Here is a 16993-nt window from a genome sequence, read left to right as displayed (position 1 = left end):
GGCTTCGGCGGGAGCGTCGCGTGCCGCGCCCGCGCGGGATTCCGGTCGTCCGGAGCGTCCGGCCTCCGACGGGTTGGGCCGCACGAGTGGGGTTTTCCGGGCGTGCCGCCGTGTCGCCGTGGCCGAATTCCCCTCGTCCTTTTCAGTGTATGAGCAATAGGTCTGATCATCTCCAAATGGAATAAATCTGGACGAAGGGGTACACGTCATGTCCCAGATCGGCGCCCCTCGCGGGGGGACATGCTCCGGGAGCCCCCGCTCCCGGACCCCCGGCTCCGTCGCCGCCTTCACCAGTGCCGTGCTCGCCCTCGCCGTCCTCACCGGATGCAGTTCGAGCGACGGGGCCGACGACACCCCGGCCGCCGCACAGGACAACGCACCCACCGCACGGGACCGGGTCGCCGACGGGGGGACCCTCCGTTGGGCCGTCGATGCGATGCCCACCACCTTCAACGTCTTCCAGGCCGACACCAACGGCGCCACCTCGCGCATCGCCGGCGCCGTGCTCCCGACCCTCTACACGCTCGACGAGCGAGGCCGGCCGCGGCTGAACCCCGACTACCTGGAGTCCGCCCGGGTCATCGAGACCGAGCCCAAGCAGGTGGTCCTCTACAAGCTCAACCAGCAGGCGGTGTGGAGCGACGGCCGGGAGATCGGCGCACCGGACTTCGTGGCCCAGTGGCGCGCCCTGAGCGGTCGTGACACCGCGTACTGGACGGCCCGCAACGCCGGCTACGAGCGGATCGAGAAGATCGAGCGCGGCAAGAACGACCTGGAGGTGCGGGTCACCTTCGCCAAGCCCTACGCCGACTGGCAATCCCTGTTCTCCCCGCTCTACCCCAAGCAGGTGATGGGCTCCCCGAACTCCTTCAACGACGGTGCGCGGACCACCCTCAAGGCCACTGCAGGACCGTTCCTGCTGAAGGCGGTCGACCAGAAGGGCGGCCAGGTCACGCTGGCCCGCAACCCCCGCTGGTGGGGTCAGCAGGCCAAGCTCGACGGCCTCGTCCTCAAAGCCGTGCCCCGGGCCGACCGGGTGGCCGCCCTCGCCGCCGGCAACCTCGATCTGGCCGAGATTGATCGGTCTGCGGTCGAGCGGATCGCCCTGGCCCTCCGGGACGCCGGCGCCGGTCGGAGCGGTGCCCAGGCCGCCCTCCTGCACGGCCCCGGCTCTTCGATCACCCCGTCCAAGGCCCTGAAGTCCTGGGCCCTGGCCCACGGCTCCGACGAGGAGAAGGCGGACGAGGTCACGGCCGCCCGCAAGAAGAACCAGGAAGCCGTCGACCGCTACGCGAGCACCCAGGACGGCCTGGCCAAGTACGTGGTCCGCAAGTCCCTGGAACCCGCCTACACCCAGCTCTCGCTGAACGGCGAGTCCGGTCCGCTCGCCGACGAGCGGGTGCGGCGTGCGGTGGCACGGGCCATCAACCGCCAGGAGCTGGCCGAGACCGTACTGAAGCCGCTGGGCCTGCCGGCCAAGCCCCCCGGCAGCCACCTCGCCCTCGCCGGCCAGGCGGCGTACGCGGACAGCAGCGACGCGCTCGGCAGTCAGGACACCCAAGAGGCGCGGGCGCTCCTCGCCGATGCGGGCTGGGTCCCCGGAGGCGCGGCCCGGAAGCCCGAGGGCACCGAGGCGGGCAGCGAGTCGGAGAAGAAGGAGGGCGAGAAGAAGGAAGGCGAAGAGAAGAAGGAGAAGAAGGAGGGCGAAGAGAAGAAGGAGGCGGAGAAGAAGGACGAGGGGGCCACCGACGCCAAGAAGAAGGCCGCCGACACCGCCTCGGACGAGGGGCTCTACATCGTCGGCGACGACAAGCCCGGTGCCCGCCGGGCCCTGCCCGCCCCCGTCATCGGCGCGAGCGGCCCGGAGAACGGCACCCACGTCCTCGCTCCCGCCGCTGCCGCCGCCCGGCAGAGCGCGGCCCTCCTCGCCCGGGCCGAGGCCCTCGACACCGGCTCCGGCTCCCGTGCCGCCCAGTCGGCCGCCAAGCCGGACCAGGGGGTGGCGGGCGCCTATGCACCGCGCGGCAGCGCCGCCCCCGTGACGGTTCCCGAGGCGGCGCAGGCCCTGGGCAAGGACGGAAAGGCGCTCAGCCTCCGCTTCGTCCTGCCGTCCGGGCCCGGCTCCGAGTCCCTGCGGACGGTCGGCGACCGCATCGTCCGGATGCTCGACGCGGTCGGCATCCGGACCGAGGTCACCAAGGTCTCCGACGAGAGCTTCTTCAAGGACCACATCGCCTCCGGCGACTACGACCTCGCCCTCTACTCCTGGCCCGCCTCCGCCTTCCCCGCCACCGACGCCCGGCCGATCTTCGCCAAGCCCGAGCCGGCCGCGGACGGCTCGCTCCTGGTGGAGCAGAACTACTCCCGGGTCGGCACCGACCGGATCGACCAACTGTTCGACCAGGCGGTGGGGACGCTCGACGAGGAGGAGGCCCGCGACCTCGTGCGCCAGGCCGATGCCCGGATCTGGGCCGTGGCCGGATCCATTCCCCTCTACCAGCGCCCGCAGCTCGTCGCCGCCAGGGCCGACCTGGTGAACGCCGGGGCCTGGGGGCTCGCCGCCCCCCGCTACCAGGACATCGGGTTCAAGAAGCCCGAAACGACCAAGGGTACCGACCGCAAGAGCTGAAAGCACGGGCCGCAAGCTCAGAAGCAGCTCAAGTTCCTTGCCCGCCGGGGGCTCCGGCGGGCAGGATCGCGGCGGCCCCTTGACCCGGACCGCATGACGTTCCCCACACCCTGAAACCTTCCAGTAGACCCTCTCGGATCCAGCCGGGGAAGCCCCTTGCACGGCAGCCCCGTACCATGGGACGTAGCCGTGGCGCGTCCGCCCGGCGGGCGTAAGAGGAACTGACGCCGCATCCCACGATCCGAGAGAAGCGCAAGCCACCCATGCCCACGCGCCACGACATCCGCAACGTCGCCATCGTCGCCCACGTCGACCACGGCAAGACGACCATCGTCGACGCCATGCTCAAGCAGGCCGGTGCCTTCGCCGCCCACCAGCAGGTCGACGACCGAGTCATGGACTCGAACGACCTGGAGCGTGAGAAGGGCATCACGATCCTCGCCAAGAACACGGCGGTGAAGTACCACCCCAAGGACGGTGGGGCCCCGATCACGATCAACATCATCGACACCCCCGGCCACGCCGACTTCGGTGGCGAGGTCGAGCGCGGTCTGTCGATGGTCGACGCCGTCGTCCTGCTGGTGGACGCCTCCGAGGGTCCGCTGCCGCAGACCCGCTTCGTGCTGCGCAAGGCCCTCCAGCAGCGCAAGCCCGTCATCCTCTGCATCAACAAGACGGACCGCCCGGACTCCCGGATCGACGAGGTCGTCAACGAGACCTACGACCTCTTCCTGGACCTGGACGCGGACGAGGACCAGATCGAGTTCCCGATCGTCTACGCCTGCGGCCGTGACGGCATCGCCTCGCTGACCAAGCCGGAGGACGGCACCGTCCCGCAGGACTCCACCAGCCTGGAGCCCTTCTTCTCCACGATCCTGGAGCACGTCCCCGCGCCGACGTACGAGGAGGACGCGCCGCTCCAGGCCCACGTCACCAACCTCGACGCCGACAACTTCCTCGGCCGCATCGCGCTCCTCCGCGTCGAGCAGGGCGAGCTGCGCAAGGGTCAGACGGTCGCGTGGATCAAGCGTGACGGCACGATCTCCAACGTCCGCATCACCGAGCTGATGATGACCGAGGCGCTCACCCGCAAGCCGGCCGAGGTCGCCGGCCCCGGTGACATCTGCGCCGTCGCCGGCATCCCGGACATCATGATCGGCGAGACGCTGGCCGACCCGGAGAACCCGGTCGCGCTGCCGCTGATCACGGTCGACCAGCCGGCCATCTCCATGACCATCGGCACCAACACCTCGCCGCTCGTCGGCCGTGGCGGCACCGGCAAGGGCGCGGACGCCAAGGCCGCGGTCAAGGACCGGAAGGTCACCGCCCGTCAGGTGAAGGACCGTCTGGACCGCGAGCTGATCGGCAACGTCTCGCTCCGCGTCCTCGACACCGAGCGTCCGGACGCCTGGGAGGTCCAGGGCCGTGGTGAGCTCGCGCTCGCCATCCTGGTCGAGCAGATGCGCCGCGAGGGCTTCGAGCTCACCATCGGCAAGCCGCAGGTCGTCACCAAGGAGGTCGACGGCAAGCTCCACGAGCCGGTCGAGCGCCTCACGGTCGACGTCCCCGAGGAGCACATGGGTGCGGTCACGCAGCTCATGGGCGTCCGCAAGGGCCGCATGGACAACATGTCGAACCACGGTTCCGGCTGGGTCCGCATGGAGTTCGTCGTCCCGTCGCGCGGACTCATCGGCTTCCGCACGGAGTTCCTCACCAACACCCGCGGCACGGGCATCGCCCACTCGATCCACGAGGGCCACGAGCCGTGGTTCGGCCAGCTGGTCACCCGCAACAACGGTTCGCTGGTCGCCGACCGCGCGGGTTCGGTCACCGGCTTCGCGATGACCAACCTCCAGGAGCGCGGCGTCCTCTTCGTGGACCCGGGCACCGAGGTGTACGAGGGCATGATCGTCGGCGAGAACTCCCGCTCCGACGACATGGACGTGAACATCACCAAGGAGAAGAAGCTCACCAACATGCGCTCCGCCTCCGCCGACTCCTTCGAGGCGATCGTTCCGCCGCGCAAGCTCTCCCTGGAGCAGTCCCTGGAGTTCTGCCGCGACGACGAGTGCGTCGAGGTCACCCCGGAGGCCGTGCGCATCCGCAAGGTCGTCCTGGACCAGAAGGAGCGCGGTCGTTCCGCTTCCCGCGCCAAGAACGGCTGAGTAAGGTCGCATGCGGTCGAGGGATGCCGGGTAGATCGTGACCCTGTGATCTTCGCCGCTCACGACTGACATGCAGTCAGAAACGGAGCCCGGACCCCCACAGACGCTGTGGGGGTCCGGGCTTTTCGTCAAGTTCCGTCAACCACATTTCACGGCCAGGGTGTCCGCATATCGGTGATCGCTCTCCGGTACGCGTGTTAACAGTCCGTTTCGGGTGTGTCTGTCTGTGCTCATTTTGTCCGGATTTCGGTCTCCCGAACCCTGGCGATGTTGTCAAACCGAGACCACTTAAGTGTGGTTTACGGCCCGGACGTACTTAATAGTTGGCTGCATTGAGCTCGGGTCAATGGGTCACGCACTGTGGGGAGTGCCGACTCACGAGCACACTCGGGGCACTTGAGTCCAGGCCGTCAGGGGTGTCGGCAAAACTCGAAGTGCCTCTCTTGTAGTGACAAAGTGGACTCATGAGGAGGAACCCATGCGCGGTGCCAAGAGCGCCAAGTGGGTAACGGGCGCGATCATCGTCGCCCTTGCTGCGACCGCCTGTGGCGGGGGTAAGAGCGATGGCGGCTCCGACGCCAAGGGCACGGTGGACCCGAACGGGATCTACTCCGTCGAGCTCGGTGAGCCGGAGAAGCTCCTGCACACCGGTGACACCATGGAGTCCAACGGCTCCCTGGTCATGTCTGGCCTGTTCTCGACCCTGGTCGACTACAAGGCCGACGGCTCTCTCGAGATGATCAACGCCGAGTCGCTCACCACGAGCGACTCGAAGATGTGGACCGTCAAGCTCAAGCCGGGCTGGACCTTCCACGACGGCACCCCGGTCACCTCCAAGTCCTTCGTGGACGCCTGGAACTGGAACGCCAACATCAACAACGCCATGGGCCTCGCGTCCTGGTTCGCGGACATCAAGGGCTACGAGGCGCTCCACCCGGAGGCCGAGGGTGCCAAGCCGACGAGCGACAAGCTCGAGGGCCTGAAGATCGTCGACGACAACACCTTCACCATCGAGCTGAAGTCGTCCGTCCCGGCCTTCGGTCACAAGCTCGCGTACATCCCCTTCGCGCCGCTGCCCGCGTCCTTCTACGCGGACCCGAAGGCCGCCGGTGAGAAGCCGGTCGGCAACGGTCCGTACAAGTTCCAGTCGTGGGACCACAAGAAGCAGATCAAGATCGTCCGTTACGACGACTACAAGGGCCCGAACAAGGCGAAGAACGGCGGTGTGGTCTTCAAGAACTACACCGGCCTCGAGGCCGCGTACGAGGACCTGAAGTCCGGCAACCTGGACGTCCTGCGTCAGGTCGGCCCGAAGGACCTCCCGGTCTACCACCAGGACCTCGGCGACCGCGCCGTGGACGCCGACCACTCCGCGATCCAGTCGATCGCCGTCGCGTTCTACGCCGACCAGTGGACGAAGCCGAAGCCGGTCGACGTCAAGGTCCTCCAGGGCCTCTCGATGGCCATCGACCGCGACACCATCACCAAGACCGTGCTCCAGGGCACGCGTGAGCCGGCGACCGGCTGGGTGGCCAAGGGCGTCCTGGGCTACCAGGAGAACGCCGCGGGCGACGTCACCAAGTTCGACCCGGCCAAGGCCAAGGAGCTCATCAAGGCCGGTGGCGGTGTCCCCGGCAACAAGATCTCCATCCAGTACAACGCGGACGGCGGCCACAAGGAGTGGGTCGAGGCGGTCTGCAACAGCATCGCCCAGTCCACCGGCGTCCAGTGCACCGGTGACAGCAAGCCGGACTTCCAGGCCGACCTCGCGGCTCGCAAGAGCAAGCAGGTCAAGTCGATGTACCGTTCGGCCTGGTCGCTCGACTACCCGATCAACGGCAACTTCCTGAGCGACCTGTACCGCACGGGTGCCGCGGGTAACCAGGGTGGCTTCTCCAACAAGGAGCTGGACGCCAAGCTCGCCGCCGCCGAGAGCGCCAAGACGCTCGACGAGTCGGTGAAGCTGTTCCAGGAGGCCGAGAAGGACCTGGTCAACTACATGCCGGCGATCCCGCTCTGGTACTACAAGGTCAACGCGGGTTACTCCGAGAAGGTTTCGGGCGTCAAGTACGACCAGGCCGGCGACCCGATCCTGAACCTCATCGAGGTCAAGAAGTAATTACCCCAGCGTAGTCCGCACGCCGACGTGGGGACTGACGGATCGTCAGTCCCCGCCCGGCATCCTACGCAGTGGCCGGGGGGCCCTTCGGGAGAACAACCGTGCATCCATCGGGATCACGGTTCCCGAGGGTGCCCGCCCGGCTTCCGCTGTGACATTTCAACGGAGGCATGATGGGGCGCTATGTCGCACGACGACTGCTCCAGATGATCCCGGTTTTCCTCGGGACAACCTTTCTCATCTTCTTCATGGTCTACAGCCTGCCCGGCGACCCCGTTCTCGGGCTGTTCGGCGACAAGGGCGCAGACCCGGCGACGCTGGCCGCGAAGAGACATGAGCTGGGACTGGATCTGCCGATCTGGCAGCAGTACTGGAACTACATGACCGATATCGTCCTGCACTTCGACTTCGGCAGCCAGATCCGCAATGGTCGCCCGGTCACCGAAGTGTTGGGTGACGCGTTCCCCATCACGCTGCAACTCGCGGCTCTGGCCTTCGCGTTCGAGCTGACCTTCGGCATCGGTCTCGGCATCATCGGCGGTCTCAAGGCCGGCCGACTCGCGGACAACGCCATCCTGATCTTCACCCTCCTGATCATGTCGATCCCGGTCTTCGTGCTGGGCTTCATCATCAAGATGGTCTTCGCCTTCCAGCTCGACTGGATCGCCCCCAACGTCAGCACCGAACAGAAGTGGTCGGAGCTGATCGCGCCGGCGATCGTGCTCGGTGGACTCTCCCTGGCCTACGTCGCGCGACTGACCCGGACCTCGATGGCCGAGAACCTGCGCGCCGACTACATGCGCACGGCCATCGCCAAGGGCTTGCCGAAGCGCCGCGTCGTCGGCGTCCACCTGATGCGCAACTCGATGATCCCGGTCGTCACCTTCCTCGGCACCGACATCGGTGCGCTGATGGGCGGAGCTGTCGTCACCGAGGGCATCTTCAACATCAAGGGCGTCGGTGGCGTCATCTACGAGTCGATCACCCGCCGCGAAGGCACCACGATCGTTGGCCTCGTCACCATCCTGGTGATCATCTACCTCGTCACCAGCCTGCTCATCGACCTGCTGTACGCGGTCCTGGACCCGAGGATCCGTTATGCCTGACGTGACCAAGACCGCCGCTCCGGCAGACGGCTCCGTCGACACCCCCTCCGTCGCCGAGGACGCCGCCTCCGCACCGAAGCAGGAGAAGGCCCGTTCCCTCTGGGGAGACGCCTGGCGTGACCTGCGGCGCAACCCGTACTTCATCGTGTCGTCGGTGCTGATCTTCTTCCTGCTGCTGATCGCCGCCTTCCCGGGGTTGTTCACGAGCGCCTCGCCGACCGCGGGTGACCTCGTCCACCACTACGTGGGCAAGCCCGAGCTGAGCAAGATCGGCTCCGAGGGGTGGCTCGGCTACGACATCCAGGGCCGTTCCGTCTACTCCCGCCTGGTCCACGGCACCCGTGCCTCGATCATGGTCGGCATCGCCGTTACCGCGATCGTCACCATCATCGGCAGCATCATGGGCATGATCGCCGGTTACTTCGGTGGCGTCGTCGACGCGCTGCTCTCCCGCATCACCGACATCTTCTTCGGCATCCCCTTCCTGCTCGGCGCCATGGTCGTCCTGCAGTCCTTCACCGAGCGCACCATCTGGGTCGTCGTCTTCGCCCTGGCGTTCCTCGGTTGGACCCAGATCACCCGCGTCATGCGCGGTGCCGTGATCACGGTCAAGCAGGCCGACTACGTCCACGCCGCCAAGGCGCTGGGCGCCGGAACCACCCGGATCCTGTTCAAGCACATCCTGCCCAACGCCATGGCTCCGGTGATCGTCGTCGCCACCATCGCGCTCGGCGGTTACATCTCGGCCGAGGCCACCCTGTCGTACCTCGGTCTGGGCCTTGCCGCTCCCACGGTCTCGTGGGGCGTCGACATCTCCGCCGGTGTCCAGGCGATCCGCACGTCGCAGCACATCCTGCTGTACCCGTCGATCATGGTGAGCATCACCGTCCTGGCGTTCATCATGCTCGGCGAAGCGGTCCGCAACGCCCTCGACCCGAAGCTGCGCTGAGGAGGGCGTAAATGACCACCATCGACAAGACCGCGACGGTCCCCGCGCCGCGCGACGGCGACCACCACGACGGTCCGCTGCTCGAAGTCCGCGACCTGCACGTGGAGTTCCACACCCGTGACGGGGTGGCCAAGGCAGTCAACGGCGTCAACTACTCGGTCGACGCCGGCGAGACGCTGGCCGTGCTCGGCGAGTCCGGTTCCGGCAAGTCCGTGACCGCGCAGGCCATCATGGGCATCCTCGACATGCCGCCCGGCAAGATCCCGCAGGGCGAGATCTTCTTCCGCGGCCAGGACATGCTCAAGATGTCCTACGAGGAGCGCCGGAAGATCCGCGGTCGCAAGATCGCGATGATCTTCCAGGACGCGCTGTCCTCCCTGAACCCGGTGCTGTCCGTCGGCTACCAGCTCGGCGAGATGTTCCGCGTCCACCACGGCCTGTCCAAGAAGGACTCCAAGGCCAAGGCCATCGAGCTGATGGACAAGGTCAAGATCCCCGCCGCCAAGGCGCGGGTCTCCGACTACCCGCACCAGTTCTCCGGCGGCATGCGCCAGCGCATCATGATCGCCATGGCGCTCGCCCTGGAGCCGGACCTGATCATCGCCGACGAGCCCACCACGGCTCTCGACGTGACGGTCCAGGCCCAGGTCATGGACCTCCTCGCGGAGCTCCAGCAGGAATACAACATGGGCCTGATCCTGATCACCCACGACCTCGGCGTCGTCGCCGACGTCGCGGACAAGATCGCCGTGATGTACGCCGGCCGGATCGTCGAGCAGGCGCCGGTGCACGAGCTGTACAAGCGCCCGGCCCACCCGTACACCCGGGGGCTGCTGGACTCGATCCCGCGCCTGGACCAGAAGGGCCAGGAGCTCTTCGCGATCAAGGGCCTGCCCCCCAACCTGCTGAACGTGCCGACCGGTTGCGCCTTCAACCCGCGCTGCGTCATGGCCGACGACATCTGCCGCACGGAGATCCCGGCGCTGGTGCCCGTCACCGAGCAGGACGGTGCGGACCTCCCGGGCCGCAAGAGCGCCTGTCACTTCTGGAAGGAGACGATCCATGGCTGACCTCAGCACGAACGGCGAGGCCTCCGTGGGCCGCGGCGAGCCGATCCTCCAGGTGCGCAACCTGAAGAAGCACTTCCCGCTGACCCAGGGCATCCTCTTCAAGAAGCAGGTCGGCGCCGTCAAGGCCGTCGACGGGGTCTCCTTCGACCTCTACAAGGGCGAGACCCTCGGCATCGTCGGCGAGTCCGGCTGTGGCAAGTCCACGGTCGCCAAGCTCCTGATGAACCTGGAGCGGGCCACCGCCGGCGAGGTCTTCTACAAGGGCCAGGACATCACCAAGCTGTCCGGGCGCGCGCTGAAGGCCGTCCGGCGCAACATCCAGATGGTGTTCCAGGACCCGTACACCTCGCTGAACCCGCGGATGACGGTCGGCGACATCATCGGCGAGCCCTTCGACATCCACCCCGAGGTGGCCCCCAAGGGCGACCGGCGCCGCAAGGTGCAGGAGCTGCTGGACGTCGTCGGCCTCAACCCGGAGTACATCAACCGGTACCCGCACCAGTTCTCCGGCGGCCAGCGCCAGCGCATCGGCATCGCCCGCGGCCTCGCGCTCAACCCGGAGATCATCATCTGCGACGAGCCGGTCTCGGCGCTGGACGTCTCCGTCCAGGCGCAGGTCATCAACCTGATGGGGAAGCTGCAGGAGGAGTTCAACCTCTCCTACCTCTTCATCGCGCACGACCTGTCGATCGTCCGGCACATCTCCGACCGCGTCGGCGTCATGTACCTCGGCAAGATGGCCGAGATCGGTACGGACGAGGAGATCTACGACCACCCGACGCACCCGTACACCCAGGCGCTGCTCTCCGCGGTGCCGGTGCCGGACCCGGACGCCCGCGCGCACCGCGACCGGATCATCCTCACCGGTGACGTCCCCTCGCCGGCCAACCCGCCGTCGGGCTGCAGCTTCCGCACCCGTTGCTGGAAGGCGCAGGAGCGGTGCTCGCAGGAGGTGCCGGTGCTGGCGATCCCGAGCAGCTTCCAGGGCCTGGACACCCCGGTCGCGCACGCCTCGGCCTGCCACTTCGCCGAAGAGCGGCACGTCGTTCCCGCGTCCTGACGCGGGGTCGGACGACCAACGGCCGGTCCCGGTGCCCTTCGGCACCGGGACCGGCCGTTTTCCCGTGCGGGACCGCTCAGAACCGGTTCTGGTTCAAGGCGTTCTGCAGGGCCCGGACGGTGGCGGGACCCCATGCGCCGTCGACGGTCAGGCCGGCACCGGTCATCGTGTTGAGGTGGGTCTGCAGGGCCCGGTAGGTGGCCGGCCCGGTGTCGCCGTCCTCGACGAGGCCGGCACCGGACCACACGTTGAGGTGGTGCTGCAGCGCCTTCTTCGACGCCGGCCCCCACTCGCCGTCCACCGGGGTGCCGATCGCCGCCTGGGTGGCGCGGACGGTCGCGGGTCCGAAGTCCCCGTCCACCACGAGCCAGGCGCCGTCGTCGGCGTAGGCCTTGTACGCGGCTTCGGTGGCGGGGCCCCACAGCCCGTCGGCCGGGGTACCGACCTTCGTCTGGAGCCAGCGCACCCCCGCGTCCGTCAACGGGCCCCAGACCCCGTCCTGATCGAGGGCGGGGGAGTGGCCGAGCTCGTTGACGGCGTACTGCTGCATGAGCACCGAGCGGACCGAACTCATGCCTCCGGAGCCGCCCGAGTCGCCGCCCACACGGGCCCGGTACGCGGCTTCGGTGGCGGGGCCCCACAGCCCGTCGGCCGGGGTGCCGACCTTCGTCTGCAGCCAGCGCACCCCCGCGTCCGTCAGCGGACCGAAGACGCCGTCGACGCCGAGGGCGGGGCTGTAGCCGAGCCCGTTGACCGCCTGCTGCTGCGCCGAGACGGAACGGACCTGGGTCATGCCGCCGCCCGTGGCGCCGCTGGAGTCCCCGACGGGGCCGTCGTAGGCGTCCCCCGTCCCGTACTCGATGGTGACGTCCCAGGCCGGCATGCCCTTCTGCACCCAGGTGCGCAGCTGCGAGCCGGGGCAGCTGGTGGCGTTGCCGGGCAGGCCGCCGTGGTACGTCATCGTCAGGGTGCGGCCGGCCAGTCGGTTGGCCTGGTCGTAGAGGGCGCGTATGGAGGAGTAGGCGCGCTCGGTCGCGTCGCCGTCCTCGCCGATGAAGCAGACGCCGATGTGGCTGACGTTGTGGCCGTAGGCGTGTGCGCCCTGCACGTACCAGCCGCGGCCCTCGAAGATCCGGCCGTCGGCGTCGACCAGGAAGTTGTAGCCGATGTCGGACCAGCCGTGGGAGTCCATGTGGTAGTTCTGGATCTGACGGACGGTCTGGTTCGTGGGTCCGTCCGAGTAGTGCACGGTGAAGCCGGTGCGCGAACCCGTGCCCACCGGTGTGACCTCCCGGGGCGGGCGGGCCCCCCACTCGGCGCGGCGGTAGAGGAAGGTCATGGGGGGCGCGGCGGGCACGGACAGCGGATAGAGCTCGTGGAGCAGCGGGTAGAGGTTCCCGGGGCACTCGGTCTGGTAGACGTCCCGGTGGCCCTTGAGCCCCGGTCCCGCCCCGTACCCCTCCAGGTACGTGATGATCTGCCGGTACGCCGTGATCATCTCGGTGGTGACCTGGTCGTCCGTGCCGATCAGGCCCATCACGGCGTAGTAGTCCTTGTTGGCGCCCTTGACCCGCGCCTTGTCGCCGGAGCCGTTGGCGGCGGAACGCCGGGTCGCCCCGCGGCCCTCGTAGATGTAGCCGTGCTTGCAGATGACGAAGTTGTAGGCGATGTCGTCGATGGGCGGCTCCTTCCACCCGAGCTTGACCTCGATGGTGTCCGCGAGGGAGTGGTACATCTGGCTCCGCTGGACCTCCCGGATGGTGGCGGCGCACTTGTCGCCGTGCGGATCCGAGGCCACGTTGCCGTTGCCCTCGTGATGGACGACCACCCCGCCGAGCCAGGGCTCGAAGCTGTCCGGGTCGATCTTCTTCGGGGGCAGGGCGCCCCACTGGTCCCGCCTGATGATGGAAACCATGTCGTTCTTCCTCCTGGTCGTTCCGCGGCGGGCCGATCCGCCGCTTCGTGCTCTCCCCGGGCCCGCTCCGCCGCGGGCCGTGTCCGTGTGGTCCGCGGCCTCATGCCGCGCCGATCACGCCCCCGTCCCTGCGGCGGACGACGACGGTGGCCGAGCGGGGGCGTCCCGACGGGTCGTGGTCCGGCCAGGAGCCGACGGCGCACGGCTTCTCCGGCGTGGGGGTGCCCCAGGCGGCCGTCTGCCCACCGGGGTGCTGGACGTTGACGAACAGGGCGCGCCGGTCGGGGGTGGCGGTGACACCGGTGATCTCGGCACCGCGCGGGCCGGTCAGGAACCGGCGCAGCTCGCCGGTGGCCGGGTCGCCGACGAGCACCGCGTTGTTGCCGAGGTTCTCGTGCCCGGAGCCCGCGCGGTTCTGCTCCCACTGCGAGATGCCGGTCTGGACCCACAGCCGTCCGTCGCCGTCGAACCACAGCCCCTTGGGCGAGCCGAACATGCTCGTCCCGTCCAGGTCCACCCGCTCGTCGTGCGCGGGGTCCCCGGCGAGCACGAACACCTCCCAGCGGAACGCCTCCGCCGTCTCCTCGCGCCACCGCACGATGTGCCCGTACGGGTTGCCGTCGCGGGGACTGGCCGCACGGCTGCGCCCGGCCGCACCGCAGTGGTCCCCGCCCGGGCTGTTGGCCAGCGCGCAGTAGACCGTGCCGTCGGCCGGGTCGACCGTGGTCTGCTGCGGCCGGTCCAAGGGCGTGGCGCCGAGCGCGTCGGCCGCCTCACGGGCGCGCAGCAGGACGTCGGCCCCGTCGGACCAGCCGTTCTTCGGGGACAGCGGGCCCGTTCCGTGGACGAGCGGTAGCCAGCGGCCGGTGCCGTCCTCCGCGAAGCGGGCGACGTACAGGGTGCCGTGGTCGAGCGGGCTGAGCCCGCGGGCGCGCAGGGACCGCCAGTCGTCCGAGCCCACGAACTTGTAGAGGTAGCCGCCGTTCTCGTCGTCCCCGCTGTACACGACGGCCCGGCCGGCGGAGTCGGTGACGGTCGCGCCGACGTGCTGGAAGCGGCCGAGCGCGGTGCGCTTGACCGGAGCCCCGGAGGGTGCGGCGGGGTCGAGCTCCACGACCCATCCGAAGCGGTTGGCCTCGTTGCCGTTGGCCGCGAGGTCGAAGCGCGGGTCGGTGCGGTGCCAGCGGTGGCCGTGGCCGGCCGCGCTCAATCCGTACCGCCGCTGCGTGCGGGTGGGGCGCCAGCTCCGGTCGTCGGTGCCGAAGTAGCCGGCGGCGTTCTCCTCGCAGCTCAGGTACGTGCCCCAGGGGGTCACCCCGTGGAAGCTGTTGCCGAGGGTGCCGACGGGCGCGGAACCGGTGCGCAGCGCCGGGTGGTCCGTGCCCACGGGCCCGGAGAAGACCAGGGGGGTGGTGCCCGTGACCCTCCGGTTGCGGGGCGAGTCGACGATCCGCCAGGTGTCACCGAGCTCCCGCACCTCCACCACGCTGACCCCCTGCGCGGCGAGGGCCTTGGCGACCCGTTCGTCCTGCGGCGCGGGGTCGACGGGGTCCATGGCCTCGTGGTTGATCACGAGGGTGCCGCGGCGGTTGCCCTCGGGGCCGCTGCCGGACGGGAAGTAGTGCAGGCCGCTGTGGTGCGAACCGATCTGCTGCGCCTGCTCGGCGGCGCTGCCGCTGCCGTCGGGGCGCCAGGCCGGCCCCGCGGCCCGCAGCGGCGCTCCCCAGGGGGCGAGGGTCTGGACGAGGTACCCGTCGGGCACGACCACCGTGTCCGCGTCCGAGGGGGAGACCGCCGAGAAGCCGAGCAGTTCCCGCTCGGCTTCCCCGTCCGGCCGGTGCGGGACGGCGGCTGCGGCGGGTGTGCCCGTGGCGGTGGAGAGGCCGAGGAACGCGGCGAACGCGGCAGTGCCGCCGGCCACCACCTGACGCCGTGACACGGCGGCGGCCACGACCTCCCGGAACGGCCGCTGGAGCTCTTGATCAGACATGTGCGCCCACCAGAGAGAAGGGTCGGACAGAAGAAGGCGAGCCCTGTCTCCGCCTCGGCGGAACGGGCTCGCCCTCCCGAACCTAAGTGCCCCGGAGCCGCGTTCACGCCCATGGGCGTCCCGGGATGGTCCCGACCGTCCCGTGGGACGGTGCACGGGACGACCGGCGTCCCGCGGGGCGGTCCCGCAGCCGTCCCGCGTCTCGTGACCGTCCCGGGGACGCCGTGCGTCCCCGGCGCCGCTCCACCGCCCCCGGCCTTCGCCGCAGCGGTCCGCGGGGGAGGCCCCGCCACGGGCCGGGACGGGTCCCGTGCGGCGGGACGACCGGGACGGGGCCACGGGACTGGCAGCGTGTGCGGCGGCACGGCACCACGGGATGCCCGCCTCCCACCGCACCGACGAACCGATACGTAGGGGTCCTCAGTTGAAGACGTACGCCCGCAAGCTCGCCACGGCCGGCTCGACGCTGGTCCTGGCCGCGTCCAGCCTGTTGCTCGCCTCCTCGCCGGCCTCGGCGGCGACCTCGTGCTACGCGAAGTCCTGCGAGGGCCTGGATCCGAGCAGGACCGTCTGCCAGAACGACGCCCGCACCGTGGGCACCACCGGCGCCGGGGTGGAGCTGCGCTACAGCCCCACCTGTCGGGCCGCGTGGGCCCGCAAGAAGAACGGCACCGACAACGCCTTCGAGACCAGGATCCAGGTGACGAACTCCAACGGATCCGGCTACTCCCTGCCGTACGTGAGCGGAACCCTGTTCACGCGGATGGTGAACGACGCGGGCATCGTGTCCTGGGCGTGCGAGACCCGCTACTACTTCGAGGGCGGCCACTACAACAGCTGGGAGGAGTGCACCGGCAAGTACTGACGAGAGCCCGACTCCGAACCGCCGGTTCCCGAGGACTGACACATGACGACACCGCTCAACGGATCGAATCCCGACCGCCGTTCCCTGCTCGTGGGCGCGCTCGCACTCGGCGCGTCCAGCGTGCTGCCCCTCTGGGCGGCCGGTACGGCCAGGGCGGCCGGAGGGCCCGTGATCGCGGACTGCGCGACCTGGGGCGCCCGTCCCCCGAGCAGCCCGGTCAGGGTCCTTCCGGCCCCACCGCACAAGATCATCGTGCACCACACGGCGACGCCCAACACCACCGACTACGCGCAGGCCCAGGCGTTCCGGCTCGCCCGCTCCATGCAGAACTGGGCGATGGACGACCGCCATTGGATCGACACGGGCCAGCACTTCACCATCAGCCGCGGCGCCTTCGTCACGGAGGGGCGCCACAACAGCCTGACCGCGCTCCAGGGCGGCACCCAAACCGTCGAGGCGGCGCACTGCACCGGCCAGAACACCGTGGCCATCGGCATCGAGAACGAGGGCACCTACACCTCCCTCGACCCGCGTGGCGAGCAGTACGCCCGGCTGGTCGAGCTGTGCGCGCACATCTGCCGCCAGTACGGGCTACGGGCCTACCAGATCTACGGGCACCGGGACTTCAACGCCACCCTCTGCCCCGGCGACCGCCTGTACGCACTGCTGCCGAAGCTGCGCAAGGACGTCGCCGCCCGCATCGGCGGCGACCCGACGGCACCGGTGTGGCCGCTGCTGCACAACGGCGACGCGGGCGACCGGGTCCGGGCGCTCCAGCACCTGCTCGTCACGCGGGGCGCCGCGATCACCGTCGACGGGGCGTTCGGCCCGGCCACCGAACAGGCCGTGCGGAACTTCCAGAGCCTCGTGCACGCGACCTCCGACGGCTATGCCGGCAACCAGACCTGGCACCAGCTGGTGGCGCCCGTACGCCGCGGCGACACCGGGGAGGCCGTGAAGGCGGTCCAACTCCTGCTCACCGCACGCGCCCTGCCCACCACGGTCGACGGCGCCTTCGGCCCCGGCATGCAGAACTCGGTCACCACCTTCCAGACGGGCGCGGGACTGCCCGCCGACGGCGTCGTCGACGCCCGCACCTTCGCCCGCCTGCTCGGCTGACCTCCC

Annotated in this window: 11 protein-coding genes; 9 read left to right on the top strand and 2 right to left on the bottom strand. The window is 69.4% G+C overall.

All coding sequences use genetic code 11. The features are described 5' to 3' along the window. The first annotated feature begins 208 nt into the window (after nt 1-208). The 7 genes from ACFW22_RS05295 to ACFW22_RS05265 all read left to right on the top strand — a co-directional run bounded on the left by ACFW22_RS05295 (nt 209) and on the right by ACFW22_RS05265 (nt 11098). Complete coding sequence (locus ACFW22_RS05295; RefSeq protein ID WP_386399131.1) at nt 209-2629, top strand: ABC transporter family substrate-binding protein; 2421 nt, start codon at nt 209-211, stop codon at nt 2627-2629. A 263-nt stretch (nt 2630-2892) separates the two neighbouring features. Next, the gene (gene typA, locus ACFW22_RS05290; protein ID WP_386399128.1) at nt 2893-4794 is read left to right on the top strand and encodes a translational GTPase TypA; all 1902 of its coding nucleotides are present in this window, start codon (nt 2893-2895) and stop codon (nt 4792-4794) included. A 478-nt stretch (nt 4795-5272) separates the two neighbouring features. After that, a complete protein-coding gene (locus ACFW22_RS05285; protein WP_386399126.1) occupies nt 5273-6913 on the top strand; it encodes an ABC transporter substrate-binding protein in 1641 nt (546 codons plus the stop codon). Between the two features lie 173 nt (nt 6914-7086). Beyond that, the gene (locus ACFW22_RS05280; RefSeq protein ID WP_386399506.1) at nt 7087-8019 is read left to right on the top strand and encodes an ABC transporter permease; all 933 of its coding nucleotides are present in this window, start codon (nt 7087-7089) and stop codon (nt 8017-8019) included. Next, nucleotides 8012-8968 (top strand): ABC transporter permease, encoded by a 957-nt coding sequence (locus ACFW22_RS05275; protein ID WP_386399124.1) that lies wholly within the window; start codon nt 8012-8014, stop codon nt 8966-8968. Before ACFW22_RS05280 ends, ACFW22_RS05275 begins: the two co-directional genes overlap by 8 nt. Nucleotides 8969-8979: 11 nt before the next feature. Beyond that, entirely contained in the window at nt 8980-10038 is a 1059-nt protein-coding gene (locus ACFW22_RS05270; protein ID WP_386399122.1) for an ABC transporter ATP-binding protein, read from the top strand. Continuing rightward, on the top strand, nt 10031-11098 hold the full coding sequence (locus ACFW22_RS05265; RefSeq protein ID WP_386399120.1) for an ABC transporter ATP-binding protein: 1068 nt from the start codon (nt 10031-10033) through the stop codon (nt 11096-11098). Before ACFW22_RS05270 ends, ACFW22_RS05265 begins: the two co-directional genes overlap by 8 nt. Before the next feature lie 76 nt (nt 11099-11174). Here ACFW22_RS05265 and ACFW22_RS05260 read toward each other — a convergent pair whose 3' ends face one another. Together ACFW22_RS05260 and ACFW22_RS05255 are read right to left on the bottom strand one after the other, a co-directional pair. Further along, the gene (locus ACFW22_RS05260) at nt 11175-13013 is read right to left on the bottom strand and encodes a peptidoglycan-binding protein (protein WP_386399117.1); all 1839 of its coding nucleotides are present in this window, start codon (nt 13011-13013) and stop codon (nt 11175-11177) included. Nucleotides 13014-13113: 100 nt separating this feature from the next. Continuing rightward, the gene (locus ACFW22_RS05255; protein WP_386399114.1) at nt 13114-15003 is read right to left on the bottom strand and encodes a PhoX family protein; all 1890 of its coding nucleotides are present in this window, start codon (nt 15001-15003) and stop codon (nt 13114-13116) included. Nucleotides 15004-15427: 424 nt separating this feature from the next. On the opposite strand from ACFW22_RS05255, the gene ACFW22_RS05250 reads away from it, so the two are divergent. Both ACFW22_RS05250 and ACFW22_RS05245 read left to right on the top strand, forming a co-directional pair. Then, complete coding sequence (locus ACFW22_RS05250; protein ID WP_386399112.1) at nt 15428-15868, top strand: DUF2690 domain-containing protein; 441 nt, start codon at nt 15428-15430, stop codon at nt 15866-15868. A gap of 42 nt (nt 15869-15910) precedes the next feature. Beyond that, nucleotides 15911-16987, top strand: coding sequence for an N-acetylmuramoyl-L-alanine amidase (locus ACFW22_RS05245; protein ID WP_386399109.1), 1077 nt, complete (start codon nt 15911-15913; stop codon nt 16985-16987). Nucleotides 16988-16993: the final 6 nt, after the last annotated feature.

Source organism: Streptomyces sp. NPDC058872 (genome assembly GCF_042743065.1).
Lineage (GTDB): Bacteria > Actinomycetota > Actinomycetes > Streptomycetales > Streptomycetaceae > Streptomyces.
Note: the sequence above shows the minus strand (reverse complement) of the source record. Positions and strands in the feature narration are given on the sequence as shown.